Annotated in this window: 15 protein-coding genes; 6 read left to right on the top strand and 9 right to left on the bottom strand. The window is 62.3% G+C overall.

The genetic code is table 11. The features are described from left to right. The first annotated feature begins 115 nt into the window (after positions 1-115). Positions 116-2,281: a protein kinase family protein gene (locus BCAL_RS09465; protein WP_152600365.1), complete on the top strand. Its 2,166-nt coding sequence runs from the start codon at positions 116-118 to the stop codon at positions 2,279-2,281. On the opposite strand, the gene BCAL_RS09460 is transcribed toward BCAL_RS09465, so the two are convergent. After that, complete coding sequence (locus BCAL_RS09460) at positions 2,282-3,355, bottom strand: NAD(P)/FAD-dependent oxidoreductase (protein WP_043166231.1); 1,074 nt, start codon at positions 3,353-3,355, stop codon at positions 2,282-2,284. Positions 3,356-3,714: 359 nt separating this feature from the next. Here BCAL_RS09460 and BCAL_RS09455 point away from each other — a divergent pair, with 359 nt between their 5' ends. Further along, positions 3,715-4,071: an endonuclease domain-containing protein gene (locus BCAL_RS09455; RefSeq protein ID WP_043166233.1), complete on the top strand. Its 357-nt coding sequence runs from the start codon at positions 3,715-3,717 to the stop codon at positions 4,069-4,071. A gap of 203 nt (positions 4,072-4,274) precedes the next feature. Here BCAL_RS09455 and BCAL_RS09450 read toward each other — a convergent pair whose 3' ends face one another. From BCAL_RS09450 to rpmH, 8 genes are all read right to left on the bottom strand, one after another. Next, entirely contained in the window at positions 4,275-5,690 is a 1,416-nt protein-coding gene (locus tag BCAL_RS09450) for a ParB/RepB/Spo0J family partition protein (protein WP_043166236.1), read from the bottom strand. 1 nt (position 5,691) lies between these two features. Beyond that, positions 5,692-6,636, bottom strand: a complete 945-nt coding sequence (locus BCAL_RS09445; RefSeq protein WP_052119194.1) for a ParA family protein — start codon at positions 6,634-6,636, stop codon at positions 5,692-5,694. 262 nt (positions 6,637-6,898) lie between these two features. Continuing rightward, the gene (gene rsmG, locus BCAL_RS09440) at positions 6,899-7,567 is read right to left on the bottom strand and encodes a 16S rRNA (guanine(527)-N(7))-methyltransferase RsmG (RefSeq protein WP_043166240.1); all 669 of its coding nucleotides are present in this window, start codon (positions 7,565-7,567) and stop codon (positions 6,899-6,901) included. 35 nt (positions 7,568-7,602) lie between these two features. After that, complete coding sequence (locus BCAL_RS09435; protein WP_043166241.1) at positions 7,603-8,148, bottom strand: Jag family protein; 546 nt, start codon at positions 8,146-8,148, stop codon at positions 7,603-7,605. A gap of 243 nt (positions 8,149-8,391) precedes the next feature. Continuing rightward, complete coding sequence (gene yidC / locus BCAL_RS09430; RefSeq protein WP_043166243.1) at positions 8,392-9,399, bottom strand: membrane protein insertase YidC; 1,008 nt, start codon at positions 9,397-9,399, stop codon at positions 8,392-8,394. Next, entirely contained in the window at positions 9,396-9,695 is a 300-nt protein-coding gene (gene yidD / locus BCAL_RS12855; protein ID WP_081887411.1) for a membrane protein insertion efficiency factor YidD, read from the bottom strand. Before yidD ends, yidC begins: the two co-directional genes overlap by 4 nt. Positions 9,696-9,731: 36 nt before the next feature. Next, positions 9,732-10,124 carry a ribonuclease P protein component gene (gene rnpA, locus BCAL_RS09425; RefSeq protein WP_043166245.1) on the bottom strand — a complete coding sequence of 131 codons (393 nt, stop codon included), beginning with the start codon at positions 10,122-10,124 and terminating at the stop codon, positions 9,732-9,734. 26 nt (positions 10,125-10,150) lie between these two features. Next, positions 10,151-10,285 carry a 50S ribosomal protein L34 gene (gene rpmH, locus BCAL_RS09420; protein WP_043166247.1) on the bottom strand — a complete coding sequence of 45 codons (135 nt, stop codon included), beginning with the start codon at positions 10,283-10,285 and terminating at the stop codon, positions 10,151-10,153. A gap of 158 nt (positions 10,286-10,443) precedes the next feature. Between rpmH and dnaA the strand changes: the two genes are divergently transcribed. The 4 genes from dnaA to BCAL_RS09400 all read left to right on the top strand — a co-directional run bounded on the left by dnaA (position 10,444) and on the right by BCAL_RS09400 (position 15,843). Beyond that, entirely contained in the window at positions 10,444-12,183 is a 1,740-nt protein-coding gene (gene dnaA / locus BCAL_RS09415; RefSeq protein ID WP_420796829.1) for a chromosomal replication initiator protein DnaA, read from the top strand. A gap of 778 nt (positions 12,184-12,961) precedes the next feature. Next, positions 12,962-14,086: a DNA polymerase III subunit beta gene (gene dnaN, locus BCAL_RS09410; RefSeq protein ID WP_043166251.1), complete on the top strand. Its 1,125-nt coding sequence runs from the start codon at positions 12,962-12,964 to the stop codon at positions 14,084-14,086. A 99-nt stretch (positions 14,087-14,185) separates the two neighbouring features. Continuing rightward, the gene (gene recF / locus BCAL_RS09405; RefSeq protein WP_043166253.1) at positions 14,186-15,373 is read left to right on the top strand and encodes a DNA replication/repair protein RecF; all 1,188 of its coding nucleotides are present in this window, start codon (positions 14,186-14,188) and stop codon (positions 15,371-15,373) included. Further along, positions 15,370-15,843 carry a DciA family protein gene (locus BCAL_RS09400; protein ID WP_043166255.1) on the top strand — a complete coding sequence of 158 codons (474 nt, stop codon included), beginning with the start codon at positions 15,370-15,372 and terminating at the stop codon, positions 15,841-15,843. The genes recF and BCAL_RS09400 overlap by 4 nt, the downstream gene beginning before the upstream one ends. Positions 15,844-15,903 lie beyond the last annotated feature (60 nt).

Raw genomic sequence — 15,903 nt, 5'->3', positions numbered from 1 at the left:
GCGATATGCCTATCCCCATGGTTAGAATGACAACAGCGCGGCAGGCCCCCAGGGTCGACCGCAACACCTTTCCACAATCGGGCAGTATGGAGTCAAACGAACAATGAAGCCTCAGTTGGGTGACACGCTTTTCAACCGATACACGCTGGTCGCCCTGCTGCGCGACGAGCCCGGCGTTCAGGCCTGGAAGGCGAACGACCGCGTGCTGGCGCAGGACTGCCAACTGTTCATTCTCACCGCTCCGGAGACGCTCGACGACATCTCCTCCCTCGCCTCGACGGCCGGCCTCAAGGACGGCCTGACGCCGGTGCTCCAGTTCCGCAGGGCGGGTGATGTGGCCGTGCTCGTCACCAAGCTGGAGAAGGGTCTGTCACTGACCGAGTATCTGCGCGGCAAGGCCCGCGGCACGCTCAGCTATGAGGCGATCCGATCCGTGATCGGCGACGCCGCGACCATCGTCTCCGGCCTTGAGGTGCCACGTCTGTCGACCGATACGATCCGCGTGTCCGTCGACGGTCTGGAGATCGCCGATGTCCCGCTGACGGCGCTGCTGTCCGAACCGACCGGCGCCCCCGATGGCATGCCCACCGAGCAGCTGGCGATCCGTCAGCTCGCCGCCGTGATGTACGGCATGCTCAAGCGCAGGCCGGTCACACTCGACACCGAATACGATCTGTCCTCGCTGGATTCGGACATGCCCACCGAATTCCATGTGATTCTGTCCCGTGGTCTGGAACTGCCCAACGCGAACACCGGCAAGCGCGGCGAGCCGATGCTCACACTTGGCGAACTGACCGCGTTGCTCGGCGAATGGACGCCGCTGGCACAGCTCTCCGACCGCGATATCGCCCTGCCGTCCGATGCCGGTGAAGGCTCGATCTCGACGGTGGCCGTACGCGACCTGTCCAAGGCGAAGCTGGCCGAGCTGCCCGCCGAGGACGTCAGCAACGAGCGCCTGCCGGAGCTGAAGATCCATCGCGCGCCGAGCGAGCAGGAGGCCGCTCGTCACGCCGATGCGATCGTCGCCGCGCAGAACGCGGAGAGCTTCGCTGACATGGAGGAATCGTTCAAGGAGTACTCCCCGCATGATTTCTTCGCGATGGGTCGCAACGTGTCGCCGGAGGAGCGCGCCCGCATCGCCGCACGTTCGTATGTCACGCCGGCTTCGAACGGTGCCGGGGGCACTGGGGCGAATGCCGCCGGGACTGCCGGGAATCGTGCCGGTCAGGCGAATGCCGCCGGTCATGACGTGCAGCATCGCACCGAGGATCTGGTCAACGATTTCTCGTTCCAGGTCTACCCCGCCCCCGTCTCGCTGCCGGATGATCTGAACACCGGCGAGGAGACGTCGCGAATTCCGATCATCAACGAATCGAACATGCCGACCGTCGCCATCGATATGCGCGATCCGGAGAACATGTCCATCGAAGGCTTCGAGGACTTCGTCAACCCGCATGAGGCGGATGGCGCACGCATCGACCATGCGTCGGACGGTGATCGCCGCGGACACGGCGGACGTAACGGCGCCGCGACTGCCGCGCCGAACGGACATTCCGGCAATGGCGGCATTAGCGGCAATGCTTCCGTCTCACAGCATGCCGGTACCGCAGCTGGTCATGGCTCTGCGCAGGCGGGTGCCGCACATGATCTCACTGATCATGCTCAGGGCACTCAAGGTGCTCAGGGTGCGGCGGACGGTGCCCATGGCGGTGTGACTGCCCCGCATGCAGGTCCGCACACCGCGCATGACGCCTCGCATCATGGTCACGGTGCTTCGGATGCCGCCGGTGTCGCCGGTGGCTCGATGCCGCCGGCCATCCCGGTCAGCCCGGCGCTGCCTCCGCGCCCGGTTGAGAGCGATTTCGATATGAACCATCCGCCGAGCTTCAAGCCGAAGTCGATGCTTGATCGCGATCCGGCCGATGATGCGCACGAGGATCTGTCCGATCATCGTCTGCTGGGCAACATGACCACCGCCACTGTGCTGCTGGTCGTGGCCGCACTCGTGTTGATCGCACTGCTGGTTGGTGCCGTATACCTGTTCAATCGCAGCAGCTCGAACCCGCAGGATCCGAAGGTGCAGCAGAACGAGTGGCCGTCCGAGGACAACCTCAACGACGTCCCCTTCGGAGACAGCAGCAACGATCAGAGCGGACAGTCCGGCCAGAGCAGTTCAAACTCCGGCCAGAGCAGCCAGTCCGGTCAGTCCGGCACCGCCGCCAACGGAGCCGACGCCTCCGACATCATCACCATCAACGTCACCAGCGCCTACTTCCGCTGATCACGCCAAATACGCCTGCGCATCAAGCGCGGCACGGCATCCCATGCCCGCCGCGCTGATCGCCTGACGATACACGCGATCGACGCAGTCACCCGCGGCAAACACGCCCTGACGCGACGTACGCGTGCTGGCTCCGTCAACCAGCACGTACCCGTCCTCATCCTTGTCGACGATGTCGCCGAGGAAGCCGGTGGCGGGCGTGTGTCCGATCGCCACGAACACGGCCTTGGTATCCAGCGTGCCGGTCTCGCCGGTCACGGTATTGCGGATATCGATGCTCGACACATTGCCAACCGCGGGAGCTGCAAGAGACAGTCCGCCCGCATTGCCCAACGAGATGCCGTTCGTCGGCTTGCCGAGATTGAGCTGGATCCCCTGCCCTGCCGGCTTGATCGCAGCGGCTGCTGGCGCGGCGGCGGGAGCCTCGCCGTGAATCGCGGTGACGACCGTATCGGTGAGCAGCGTGAGTTTCTCGTTGGCACGCGCACGTTCGACCATGATCGCCGAGGCGCGGAACTCATTGCGACGGTGGATCAGCGTGACCGACGAGCCGAAGCGCGTCAGATACAGCGCCTCCTCGAATGCGGAATCACCACCGCCGACCACGACGATCGGCTTGTTGCGGAAGAAGAAGCCGTCGCAGGTCGCGCAGTACGAGACGCCGTGACCGGAGTATTCGACCTCTCCGGGCACGCCGAGCTTGCGGTACGTCGAACCCGTGGTGACGATCACCGCGCGGGCGTCGAGCTCATCCCCCGTATCGAGCGTCAGATGATAGGTCGGCTTGACGTCGTCGCCTTCGGCCGGCACTTCGACGATCGATTCGACATCGGCATGCTCGAATTCGGTGCCGAACTTCTCAGCCTGCGCCTTCATCGCATCCATCAGATCCGGACCCATCACACCATCCGGGAAACCGGGGAAGTTCTCCACCTCGGTCGTATTGACGAGCTGACCACCCGGCGTCAGCGCACCGGTCACCATCAGCGGCTTCAAGCCTGCACGAGACAGATAGATCGCCGACGTGTATCCGGCAGGACCCGAACCAACAATCACCACATTATGCAAAGTCATGCACCCCACCCTAGCAAACCCATCGTCCCCGCTCACCCACAGCGCAATACACATTTCCTATACCCATATGCCCCCAGCAAATACCCCCATCTGACGGGACGTAAAAGCAAACAGTAATACGGCCCCCTCTGACGGGACGTTGCCGTAAAAGCAAACAGCAGAGCTGTTTGCAGGCAACGTGCGAGTCGACAGGCGAGCCAGCCAACTGCGCACGCAGTGCGTCCATAATTACAGGACGGGCCGTCAGCCGAAGGCTGACTGGGGGAGAGAATGATGAGCGGCCTAGCAGGCCGCGGAAAGCACAGCATCAGCCGTAAGGCTGATTCCGCTCCCCCTAGCCGCCCCGTATCCTTCGTCATATGAAAGACTACGATCGATCTAACACCGCAAGGGCGCGGAGTCTCAGACGCACTATGACTCCATGGGAGCGCAAGCTCTGGCACGGATACTTGAAGACCTATCCCGTACGCTGGCAACGGCAGAAGCCGATCGGCAGGTTCATCGTCGACTTCTACTGCGCCAAGGCAAGGCTCGTGATCGAGCTCGATGGCGGAGGACACTACAGCGAGGATGCACGGGCCGCTGACCTGCAACGCACGAAAGAGCTGGAACATGAGGGACTGATGGTCATACGATTCTCGAATCTCGAGGTGGATCGCATGTTTTGCGAGGTGTGCGAGCAAATAGACCGAGTGGCACGTCAGCGCATCGGTTAGAGAGAACCGCGTTTTGATTTTGGAATCGGCCTTCGGCCGATGCTGTGTTTTTTTGCGGCCCGTTCGGGCCGCTTTTCTTCTCTCCCCCAGTCGGCTTCGCCGACAGCCCCCTCGTCAGAGGGGGCCAAGGTGGTCATAAGATCGACTCCGCCGAAAGCCCCTCGTCAGAGGGGCCAAGGCTGTCACCTGCGGTAATACAGTGGTCACACCCACTTGCCGTCTGTAGCGGAGGCTCCGTCGGGGGTTGCGGCGTCGGATTCACTGGAGGGCATGAGGAGGGAGAGGATGCGGTCCATGTCTTCGGGGGACGAGAAGACGATCTCGATGCGACCGTGCTTCGGGGTGCCCTTGATGGAGACCTTGGTGTCGAAGTGATTCTCAAGATTCGTCTGGATCGGCGATCCGGCCCAGGGATTGTTCTTGTTGGTCTTCGGCTTCTTCGCGTCCTTGTTCTCGAGGTTCGCCATCGCGACGATCTCCTCGGTGGAACGCACCGACAGCCCTTCGGCGACGATGCGATTCGCGAGCTTGTCCATCGCCTCGGCGTCACCAAGACCAAGCAGCGCACGGGCGTGACCGGCGGTGAGGATGCCGGCGGCGACCTTCTTCTGCACAGTGCTCGGCAGGTTCAGCAGTCGCAACGTGTTGGCGATCTGCGGACGCGACTTCGAAACCGACTTGGACAGCTGCGCCTGCGTCAGACCGAATTCATCGATCATCTGCTGGTAGGCAGCGGCCTCTTCGAGCGGATTGAGGGCGACGCGATGCAGGTTTTCGAGCAGTGCATCGCGGAGCATGTCATCGTCGGCGGTCGTCTTGACGATCGCGGGGATGGTCTCCAGACCTGCCAGCTGGGCGGCACGCCAACGGCGCTCTCCCATGATGAGCTCGTACATGCTGTCGAGTCGACCATCGAACTGGTTGAGCGGCTTGTGATCCGCCTGCTTCCTGCGGGCCTCCTCGATCTGCGCGGCCGGACGTTTCCGTACGACGATCGGCTGGAGAATGCCGACCTCCTTGATGGAGGCGGACAGCTCGTTGAGATCGTCCTCATCGAACACCGTGCGCGGCTGATGCGCGTTCGGACCGATGTCGGAGAGCTTCAGCTCGGCAAGATATCCGCCTTCGACCGGCTTGAGCTGCGGCTCTTCGGATTCGGCGTCCTTCTTGTCCTTGTTCTCTGTTTCACGTGAAACAACGGCAGCGTTCTGCTTTGCGGCATCACTCCCCTGACGATCGGCAGGGGTCGCCTCAACGACGGAAGCATCCGCGCTGGCGGTGTCGTTGAAGAACATATCGCTCGGATGGGCGATGTCGCCCAGAGCAGGCATCGCGGCACGCTTCGCCTTGCCACCGGACTTCTTCGCCGAATGCGCCGCCTCCAGCGGAGACTCCTGCGACGAAGGCGCCGGAGTCACGATCGACGGCACGGAGACCCGGGGACGCGAAGGCGCCACTTCAGCCTTCGACTTCGGCTCGAGCGACTTTCCCGTCTCCTGCCGCTGTACAGCCTCATTGATCACACGCTTAGTTTCACGTGAAACAATCGACGGATCCTCGCCCGGCAGATCAGGGAACAGCGCGCCAAGCCCCTTACCAAGACGCGATTTCGATGCCATATCAGGCCTCCTTCATTCGGGCTTCGATGGCGTCCAACACATTCGAGGAACGTCGGGCGATCTCCAGCGCGGCCTCCGAATAGGAGATCGCGCCCATGCCATGCGGGTCATAGGCGATGACGCTCTTGCCGAAGCTCGGCGCCTCAGAGATCTTCACGGTGCGCGGGATCGTCGTGTCGAGCACGATGGACGGGTAGTGGCTTTTGACCTCGTTGAAGACCTCACGGCTGAGCAGCGTACGACGATCGAACATCGTCACCAGCATCGTCGATACGGTGAGGCTGGGGTTGAAGTGGTTCTGCACGAGGCCGATGGTGTTGATGAGCTGGCCAAGACCTTCGAGCGCGTAGTACTCGGCCTGAATCGGAATGAGCATCTCGTGCACGGCGCACATCGCGTTGATGACCAGCAGGCCCAGGCTCGGCGGGCAGTCGACGAACACGTAATCGTAATGCACTTCGGAGGCAGCGAGATACTCATCCACGGCGTCCTTGAGCAGGGTGTTGCGGTTCGGCAGATCAGCGACCTCGAGCTCCGCACCGGACAGGTCGATGGAGGCCGGCACGACATCGAGCGTCTCAAAGTCGGGGCACGGCTGCTTGACTTCAGCGAGCTTCAGTCGTCCTTCGATCACATCGTAGACGGAGGGTTCACCGGAGGTGTGACGCACACCCAACGCGGTGGAGGCGTTGCCCTGAGGATCCATGTCGATGACCAGCACCTGGGCGCCGCTCTTCGCCAGAGCTGCGGCGACGTTCACCGTGGACGTGGTCTTGCCGACCCCGCCCTTCTGATTGGCCACGGCGATCAGTCGCGTCTTTGCCGGCTTGGGGTATGTGATCTTCTGCAGGCGCGCATAGCGACTGGACAGCTGAGCGATTTCCGCTCCGACCGGGGAACTCCCCTCTCCGAAGATGCGCTGCAATGTCTGTTCGGCGGACTCCATCGGATTCCGTTCCTCAGCCATGACTCCTCCTTGACAACATAAAACTCGCTCCAGTCTCCCTATCCGCATGGACATGGAAACCGGCTTTCCACACTTATCCACAAAAATGTGGATAAGTGTGGATAACTTGACCGCTACTCGACGACCGACAACGGAATCATCTTCGTGATCCCAATAATCACAATGCTTTCCGCTTGTCCGTCTTCAAACACGGATTTGTGGATAACTTTTCCGACTCTCTCAAATTGTGGATAAGTGTCCTTCAGCGCTTATCCACCAGCACCACGTGCGTAGGCTCCAAACCGGGGCCGACCTGAGCCTCGACCACCCGCGGATTCACACCATGACGCTTCGCGATCTCCTTCGCCGCCTTGTCGATTTCGGCCTGAGCGGAGCGGCCCTTCAACGCCACCAACCGCCCCTGCGTCTTGAGCAGCGGCAACGTCCATCCGGATAGTTTGGTCATCGGAGCGACTGCACGGCAGGTGACCACGGCGAACGGACGCATGTCGCGGCGCTTGCGCATTGCGGCGATGACCTCCTCAGAACGCGCACGCTCGATCCGCACGTTCTCAAGCTTCATCTCGTCGACGCATTCGGCAAGCCAGGCCACACGACGTTCCATCGGCTCGATCAGCGTGAACTCGTGATCGGGAAGGCATGCGGCGGCGACCAGACCGGGGAATCCACCGCCACTGCCGACGTCGGCCACGCTCTTGAATCGCATACCCTCCGTCGCTTCACGCACATACGGCACGATGGCCGCGGAGTTGAGGATGTGCCGCTCCCAGATGATGTCGACATCGCGCGGACCGATCAGACCGCGCGGCTCCCCCTCCTCGGCAAGTTTCACGTGAAACACCTTGAGAGGCTCCAAGGCGTCGCCGAGCACCTCCTCAAGGATCGGCGAACCGTCAAGTTGATCAGCCATCATGCTCCTCTACTCATAGCCAAGTCCTCGCCGCGTCACTCCTCGCCCGTCTCCTCGACATCGTCGTCATCGACATCATCCGCACTTGCGTTGGCGCGCAGATAGACGGTGACGTAACGGCGCGGCTCCTCGCCATGCGAACGGGAACGCAGTCCCTCCTCCCGAACCACATCGTGGATGACCTTGCGTTCGAAGGAGTTCATCGGCTTCAGATCGACCGGCTCGCCGGTCTCCTTCACCTCGTCGATCGCGTCGAGGGCGATGTCGTGCAGACGCTGACGCTTGCGCTTGAGGAATCCGTCGACGTCCACGATCAGACGCGAACGCTCGCCGGTCTTCTGCTGCACGGCGAGACGAGTGAGCTGCTGCAGCGCATCGACCACTTCACCATTGCGCCCGATGAGGTGCTTGATGTCGGTGTCATCGTCAGCGACGATCTGCACCATCGGCCGACCGTTGCGCACGCCCATCTCGATATCGCCTTCATAGTCGGCGATGTCCAGCAGACCTTCAAGGTAATCGGCGGCGATGTCGGCCTCATCGTTGAGCTGGTCCACCGTCTTATCGTCATCCAAGGCCATAGTGTTCTCCTTCTTACAGGGGTATTGGTTTCAAGTCTAATCCCACGGCACCATTTCCTACGTTGTGAAACGGCGCTCGTGCGGCCCGATGGTTTCACGTGAAACCGATCCGAACACCGTATGGCGTTTCACGTGAAACACAACGCATGCATATGCCATGCATCATGCCAGTGTTCCACGCGAACCACCGGGCCTCACTTACTCAGTTATTCAGTTATGCAAGCACACCGCTTCGGCGTACCGCTACTTCTTCTTGCGCTTGCGCTGCGGCTGCTGACGCTGGTATCCCTCGTTCACCTTGCGCTCGGCATCCTCCTTGGCCTTCTGCAGCTCCTCCTCCTCGAGGGACATCTGCCCGGCCTTGGCGCGACGCTCGTTCTCACGCTTGTGGTCACGGATCTCCTTGGCGTCCGCGGCGGGCGAGCCTGGAGTCGGGAACGCGTACATCTGCCAGAACGTGCGCAGCAGGTTGCAGACGTTGTTCGTCAGCCAGTAGACCAGCACGGCGAACGGCATGGTCGCACCGGAGAAGACGTACATGAGCGGGAAGATCCACAGCATCGTCTTCTGCATGGTGGCAGCCTGGCCGGTCATCGTAGCCGGGTTCATGTTCTTCTTCATGTTGATCCACTGCATGAAGACCATGCAGGCGATCATCAGCACGACGAAGACGCCGATGATCACCTTGCCGGTGATGTCGGCTGTGCCGAAGACGTCGGTGACGCTCACCAGACCGAACACCTTGGACTGCGCGAACTCCTTGGCGGTGGCCACGTCGAATGCACCCAGCGCGGCGCGCTTGCCACGGGCGATGAACGGAATGGCGGACAGCGTATAGAACATGCACATGAACACGGGGCCCTGCACCAGCAACGGCAGGCACGAACCGGCGGGGTTCGCGTCGTTGTCCTGGTAGAGCTTCATCATCTCACGGCTCATGGCCTCCTTGCTGGCCTGATCCGTCTTGCCCTTGTACTTGTTCTGGATGCGCATCATCTTCGGCTGGATCGCCTGCATCTTGCGCATCGACTTCATCTGCTTGTAGTAGATGGGGAAGATGCACGCATGCACGACAAGCACCAGGAAGATGATCGACAGCACCCATGACACGCCGATACGCGGCATGAACAGCGACAGGAACTCGTGGAAGATGTTCATGATCTGCGTCATGAGCCACTCGATCGGAGTCAGAATCTTATACATCCAACCCCAGAAGCCCGAGTCCAGAAGGAATTGATCTTGATTAATCATCGTACGGAATCCTTAACTTCGTCATCCGGCAGCGGCGTCAACCGCGGTTCCTCGTGGGCCTTCGACCACGAGAACCGATAGAACACGGAAAACCGTTGCGGTACGTCGTCGATGCCACCCCTGCTCCACGGCCGGCAGCGCAACAGGCGCAGCACGGCGAGGAGTCCCCCACGGCATGCACCGAATCGCTCGATCGCCTCAATGGCATAGTTCGAGCAACTCGGATAGTACCGACAACATGGCACGGCACGATGCGCGGAGAAATGACGCTGGTACCAGCGCACCGCGCGCACCATCAACTCACCGACGGCCATCACCGGCACATCACCGGCTCATCGCCCCTGTCCGGCGCGGTCAGCCCCACCGGCTCCGTCGATTCGATTCGCGATCGACGCGAAGCATGCCGCCATCTGTCCGTCCAACGACTGGAACGACGCCTGCGCGGCCGATGGTTTCGCGCGAACCACGACATCGACCCCAACGGGGAGGCGATCCTCGTATTTCGCGGCCAACACTCGGAAACGACGTTTGACCGTATTACGGGTGACGGCGTGTCCGACCGATTTGGATACGGCAAGCCCCAGCCTGCGGTCCTCCGGAGCCACAACCCCCTTCGTATACGAATCGTCGCGCACCAGATAGTGCACGACGATGTCGTTACGGGATACCTTGTGGCGGCGTTTGAGCACCGCGACGAATTCGCTGTGGCTTTTCAGCCGTTCCACTTGCGTTACTGCCGTCGAATCGGAAATCAGGCGGACAGGGTCTTGCGGCCCTTGGCGCGGCGACGGTTGATCAGAGCGCGGCCGGAACGGGTGCGCATGCGCGTACGGAAGCCGTGCTTCATGTGACGACGACGGTTGTTAGGCTGGAAGGTCCTCTTCATAATTGCTCCTAGGTCTTTCGGCCGCGCTGACGCGCGGCTCTCACGTGAGTCAAGCTATACCAAACTACCCTCACCCCTCCCCCAACGTCAACACGGAGGCATTTCATTCACAATTCGTCCGGCGGCCTTCCGCCGTTCATTCATGGCGAAACGTTGCAATGACGCCGATCGACGGAGAAAAGTTATCCACAAATTACACGGATGTTATTCACAATCCAGTGATTGCAACACGCAAGCCTGTGGATAACTCCCGGCATATGAGTAACAATAGGGTCCGCACTTTATTCGTTTCGAGCGGGACAGGAGGAACAGGTATGGCCGCGCAGTCGAACGACCCCGTCGCACACGCCAATCGCATCTGGTCCGACACGCTGTCGCTGCTCAAGCACAACAAGACGCTGTCCGCCCGCGACCGAGGCTGGTTCGAGGGCGTGTACCCGGAGGCGATCTTCGGCACGACGATCGTGCTGTGCGTGGAGAACACCGGCACGCGCCAGGCGTTGGAGAACGAGCTCAACCAGCCGCTGCTCGACGCGCTGCACATGGTCACCGGCGAGGAGATGACGCCGGCGTTCAAGATCGTCAAGCGCAAGTCCGCGAAATCGCACGGTTCGACCGTCAAGATCGCGAAGACCGCGCGATCCGGCCGATCCGCCACCGCGACGATCCCGCAGCGACCGCAGACCGTGTCGGAACTGTCGCACGAACCGTTCGGCGCGGGAGGTCCGGTCCCCCACGTGCCCGCCGACATGCCGGCGAACATGCCCGGACCGATCGCCACGCAGAACACGGCCCCGACCCGTCCCGAGTATCCGATCAGCAGCAACCGCGTGGCGCAGGATCCGCAGACGCATCTCAACAAGAACGCGACGTTCGATACGTTCGTGCCCGGCGATTCCAACCGTTTCGCCCGTACGGTGGCCCTCGCCGTGGCCGAGGGATCCGGCCGCGACTTCAACCCGCTGTGTATCTACGGCGGATCCGGTCTGGGCAAGACCCACCTGCTCAACGCGATCGGCAACTACGCGCTCGTCAAGGACCCAACCCTGAAGGTCCGCTACGTCAACTCGGAGGAGTTCACCAACGAGTTCATCGAGGCGCTGCAGAATCCGAACCAGTCGCAGGGTCAGATCGCCGAGTTCAACCGGCGCTACCGCGAGGTCGACGTCCTGCTCATCGACGACATCCAGTTCCTCGGCGGCAAGGAGGCCACCCTAGAGCAGTTCTTCCACACGTTCAACGCGCTGCATCAGGCGAACAAGCGCATCGTCATCGCCTCCGATGTCGCGCCGAAGAACCTGAAGGGCTTCGAGGCTCGTCTGATCTCGCGCTTCGACTCCGGTCTCACCGTCGACGTCAAGCCGCCGGACTTGGAGACCCGCATCGCGATCCTGCGCATGATGGCCTCGACGAACCACAGCAACATCCCCAACGATGTGCTCGATCTGATCGCCGAGCGATTCACCGAGAACATCCGCGAGCTTGAGGGCGCGCTGACCCGAGTCACCGCGGTCGCCGCGCTGAGCAATCAGCCGGTCACGCGCGCGATGGCCGAGCAGACGCTGCAGGACTTCTTCACCACCGACGTGGAGGTCAAGCCCACCGACATCATCAGTCAGGTGGCGCGCTACTTCCATCTGACGTTCGAGGACATCACCGGCAAGTCGCGCATGAAGAACATCGCGATCGCACGCCAGGTGGCGATGTACCTGACGCGCGAGATGACCAGTCTGAGCCTCGTCGACATCGGCAAGGTGTTCGGCGGCAAGGACCATACCACGGTGATGCACGCCTGCGACCGCATCAGCAACGAGATGCAGGAGCGTCAGGAGGTCTACAACTACGTGATGCAGCTGACCGTGCGCCTCAAGCAGGGCAATTCCGACCTGCGACAGTAAGGGGATAGCCCGCCTTCGCGGGTGGTCTCTCCCCCAGTCGGCTTCGCCGACAGCCCCCTCGTCAGAGGGGGCCAGCCTAGCCTGCGCGGCAGTGGGGGCTCTGTATTCCCTCTCCCCCCAGTCGCCGGAGTCCCCACAAATCGGGGGATCGTATGCCGAAATCGTGCTTCGGGACGGTCCGGCCGGTTCGCGCCTCGTCCATCTGAAGCGTTTGTGGCGAACGTTTTTCGCGCTTCAACGTCGAAACCTGCGAAAAACGCGAAAAATGATCGTCAGGAACGATTCTCCCAGTCGAAAATGCGTCGCAACACTCCGATGATCGCGTAGAATCGAAGAAAAGTTATCCACATAGTTATTCACAAATGTGGGTAACATCGGTGGAGAACCCGTGGATTAGTCCTCATTTCGATGTGGATAACCTGTGGGAAACAAGGCCTCGAATGTGGATGACCCACTCTCGAGCCGGTGGCTGTGGATAAGTCGATAAGTTATCCACAGCACCTGGCACCAGTTATCCACAATCGGCGCCATAGTGGGACACCAAGCGCCGGAACGCGTCGCCCCACTTTTCCACACTATCCACAGCCCTTATTACGACGATTACTTACGTTCTCTTTTTCTGATCGTAATCCTCTGCCCCACTTTTGAGCGAGCGAAGCGAGCGCCCGAAAGTGGGGCACGAAACCCGCGGCTAGAATGAATCGCAGTTGACAAACCGATGCGCACGCGACGGTACGCATGCGTACAGCAACCCAAGCATCAGACGAAAGAGGCACCCATGAAGGTAGAAATCAACTCCGCCGCGCTTGCGGACGCAGTGGCCTGGACCACTCGCGTCATCGACACGCGTCCCTCCAATCCGATTCTGGCAGGCATCAAGCTCGAAGCGATCGACGGAACGCTGCAGCTCTCGGCGTTCAACTACGAGATCTCGGCCCGTCACCACATCGAGGCCGGCGTCGACGAGTCCGGTGCGGTGCTCGTTCTGGGCAAGCTGCTCGCCGACATCACCAAATCGCTGCCCGCGGAGAAGACCTACCTCGCGACGAACGAGTCGACGATGACGATCACGTCGGGCAAGTCGACGTTCACCCTGCAGCTGATGCCGGCCGCCGAATACCCCGATCTGCCCGGAATTCCGCCGAAACTGGGCCAGGTCGACGCGCCGACCTTCGTGCAGGCGGTCGCCCAGGCGTGCGTCGCGGTCTCCCGCGAGGAGAATCGCCCGGTTCTCACCGGCGTGCGCATGCAGTTCGACGGCGACAAGGTGATCATGACCTCGACCGACCGCTTCCGCCTGTCGCGTGCCAGCTTCACCTGGACCCCGCAGGACGAGAACGTGAACACCACGACTCTGGTGCGCGGCTCCCTGCTGCGCGATGTGGCCCGCTCCCTCGACGAACACCAGAACGTGGTCCTCGATTTCGACACGGAAAGCCCGTCGTTGCTTGGTTTTGAAAACGCCGGCCGCACTTCGACCTCGCAGCTGATCGACGGCGAGTTCCCGGCGGTCGATCGCCTGTTCGCCGACGAGTACCCGATCCAGGCGATCATCAACAGGACGTTGCTGATCGATGCGATCAAGCGAGTCGCACTGGTCGCCGAGCGCAACGCGCCGATCCGCATGGCCTTCTCCGGCCAGGAGCTGACGCTGTCCGCCGGCGCGGTCGACGAGGCGCAGGCCATCGAAACGCTTGACATCGATATGGATGGCGATGAGATCACCGTCGCGTTCAACCCGAGCTACCTGATCGAGGGCCTGTCCGCGATCACCGAGCCGTTCGTGCGCATGAAGATGACGACCCCGGTCAAGCCGGTCGAGTTCAACGGCCAGCAGGAGTCGGACTCCGACGAGTCGATGGACTACCGCTACCTGCTCGTGCCGATGCGCTTCAACAGCTGAAACTGCATCCGACGCCTGACTTTCGCACTTATTTCGCAGATTTTCGCAAAATGCGAAAGTCGGGGAAAACTTTTTAACCAAGGAACCAAGGATTTTCCCGTGTACATCTCCCGCCTCGCACTCGACCACTACCGCTCCTGGGAGTCGCTCGTAGTCGATCTCGAACCCGGCGTGAACGTGCTGCACGGCGAGAACGGCCTCGGCAAGACCAACATCGTCGAGGCCATCGAGGTGCTCTCCACCGGCTCCAGCCACCGCACCTCCTCCTCCCTGCCGCTCGTCGAACGCGGCGAATCCAAGGCCACGATCCGCGCCAACGTCGTCGAGAATGCCGGTGACGCGGATCCGGGTGTCACCGGCGACGATCGGCCCGAACCGCGCGTCACCACGTATGAGGCGACGATCGCGACCCGCGGCGCGAACCGCGCCCGCATCAACTCCGGCGCCTCGCGCTACCTGCGCGACATCGTCGGACTCGTCCCCTCGGTCTCGTTCACCCCGGACGACCAGCGGCTCGTCTCGGGCGAGCCCGCAACCCGCCGCACGTTCCTCGACCAGGCCGGCGCGCTGCTCGTGCCCCGCTACGCCGACATGATCCAGCAGTTCACGCGCATCGCCCGCCAGCGCGCCGCCCTGCTGAAGCAGCTCGGCGCCCACGCGGGTTCGCCCGACGCGGCACTGAGCGGGCTGGAGGTGTGGACCGGCCAGTTCATCGAGGCCGGCGTCGCCCTGACCCGCGTGCGCATGCGGATCATGGAGCGTCTCGCCGCGCCGTTCGCCTCGATCTACGCGCGACTGGCGTCCGGCAGAGGCGCGGCGGGACTCGCCTACGCGCCGTCGTTCACGGAGGTGGCCGACGCCGGTCAGGGCGATCCGAGACCCGCGATCTCGACGCACTTCCAGCGCCTGTACGCCGGGGAGATCGCCCGCGGCATCAACCTGATCGGACCGCAGCGCGACGACCTCGCCATCACGCTCGACGGCATGCCCGCGCGCGACTTCGCCTCCAACGGCGAGATGTGGACGATGGCGCTGGCCCTGAGGATGGCGCTGTTCGAGGCCGTCACCGCCGATCGCGGCGTCAGACCGATCGTCATCCTCGACGATGTGTTCGCGCAGCTGGACGAGTCACGCAGGACGCAGATCCTCGACTTCGCGTCCCAACAGGACCAGGTGCTCATCACCGCGGCCGCGGCGGGCGACATCCCCGGCGGCATCGACGGCGACGGCGCGAAGGCGAACATCATCGACGTCGCCGCCCTGCTGGCGCGGAAGGACGCGCGATGAAGCCGCCGATCGCCCTGACCCTCAAACTCGACCCGCGCGAACTGCCCGCAAAGGTCTTCGAAGGCTACGCGTCACGCGAGGACGCGCGCCGGCACTGGGCCGAGGAGGCCGAAAAGGCCTGGGAGAGCTTCGGCAAGCCCGGACGCGACCCGGCGAGGCTCGGCGGCGTCGCGAACCTGATCGCCAGAGACGGCAAGTGGATCCCCCACCTCAAGATCTCCCAGCTCAACAACCACTGGGACCAGGTCGTCGGCCCGCTCGTTGCGCAGCATTCGCACGTCGTCGCGTTCAGGGACGGCGTGCTCACCATCGGCACCGAATCGCCCGTATGGGCCACGCAGCTGACCTACCTCATCCCGCAGCTCAACGAGAAGATCCGCGGCAGCCTCGAGGGACTCGACATCCGCGACATCCGCGTGGTCGGGCCGACCGCCGGATACAACCGGCGCTGGGTGCGCAACCGGAAGTAGCGGTGGTCGCCCTCGCTGCGTGCGAAGTCCATATGCCTCATATATGGCGTTCGTCGGTAA

The organism is Bifidobacterium callitrichos DSM 23973 (genome assembly GCF_000741175.1).
Lineage (GTDB): Bacteria > Actinomycetota > Actinomycetes > Actinomycetales > Bifidobacteriaceae > Bifidobacterium > Bifidobacterium callitrichos.
This window is presented reverse-complemented; position numbering and strand designations above follow the sequence as displayed.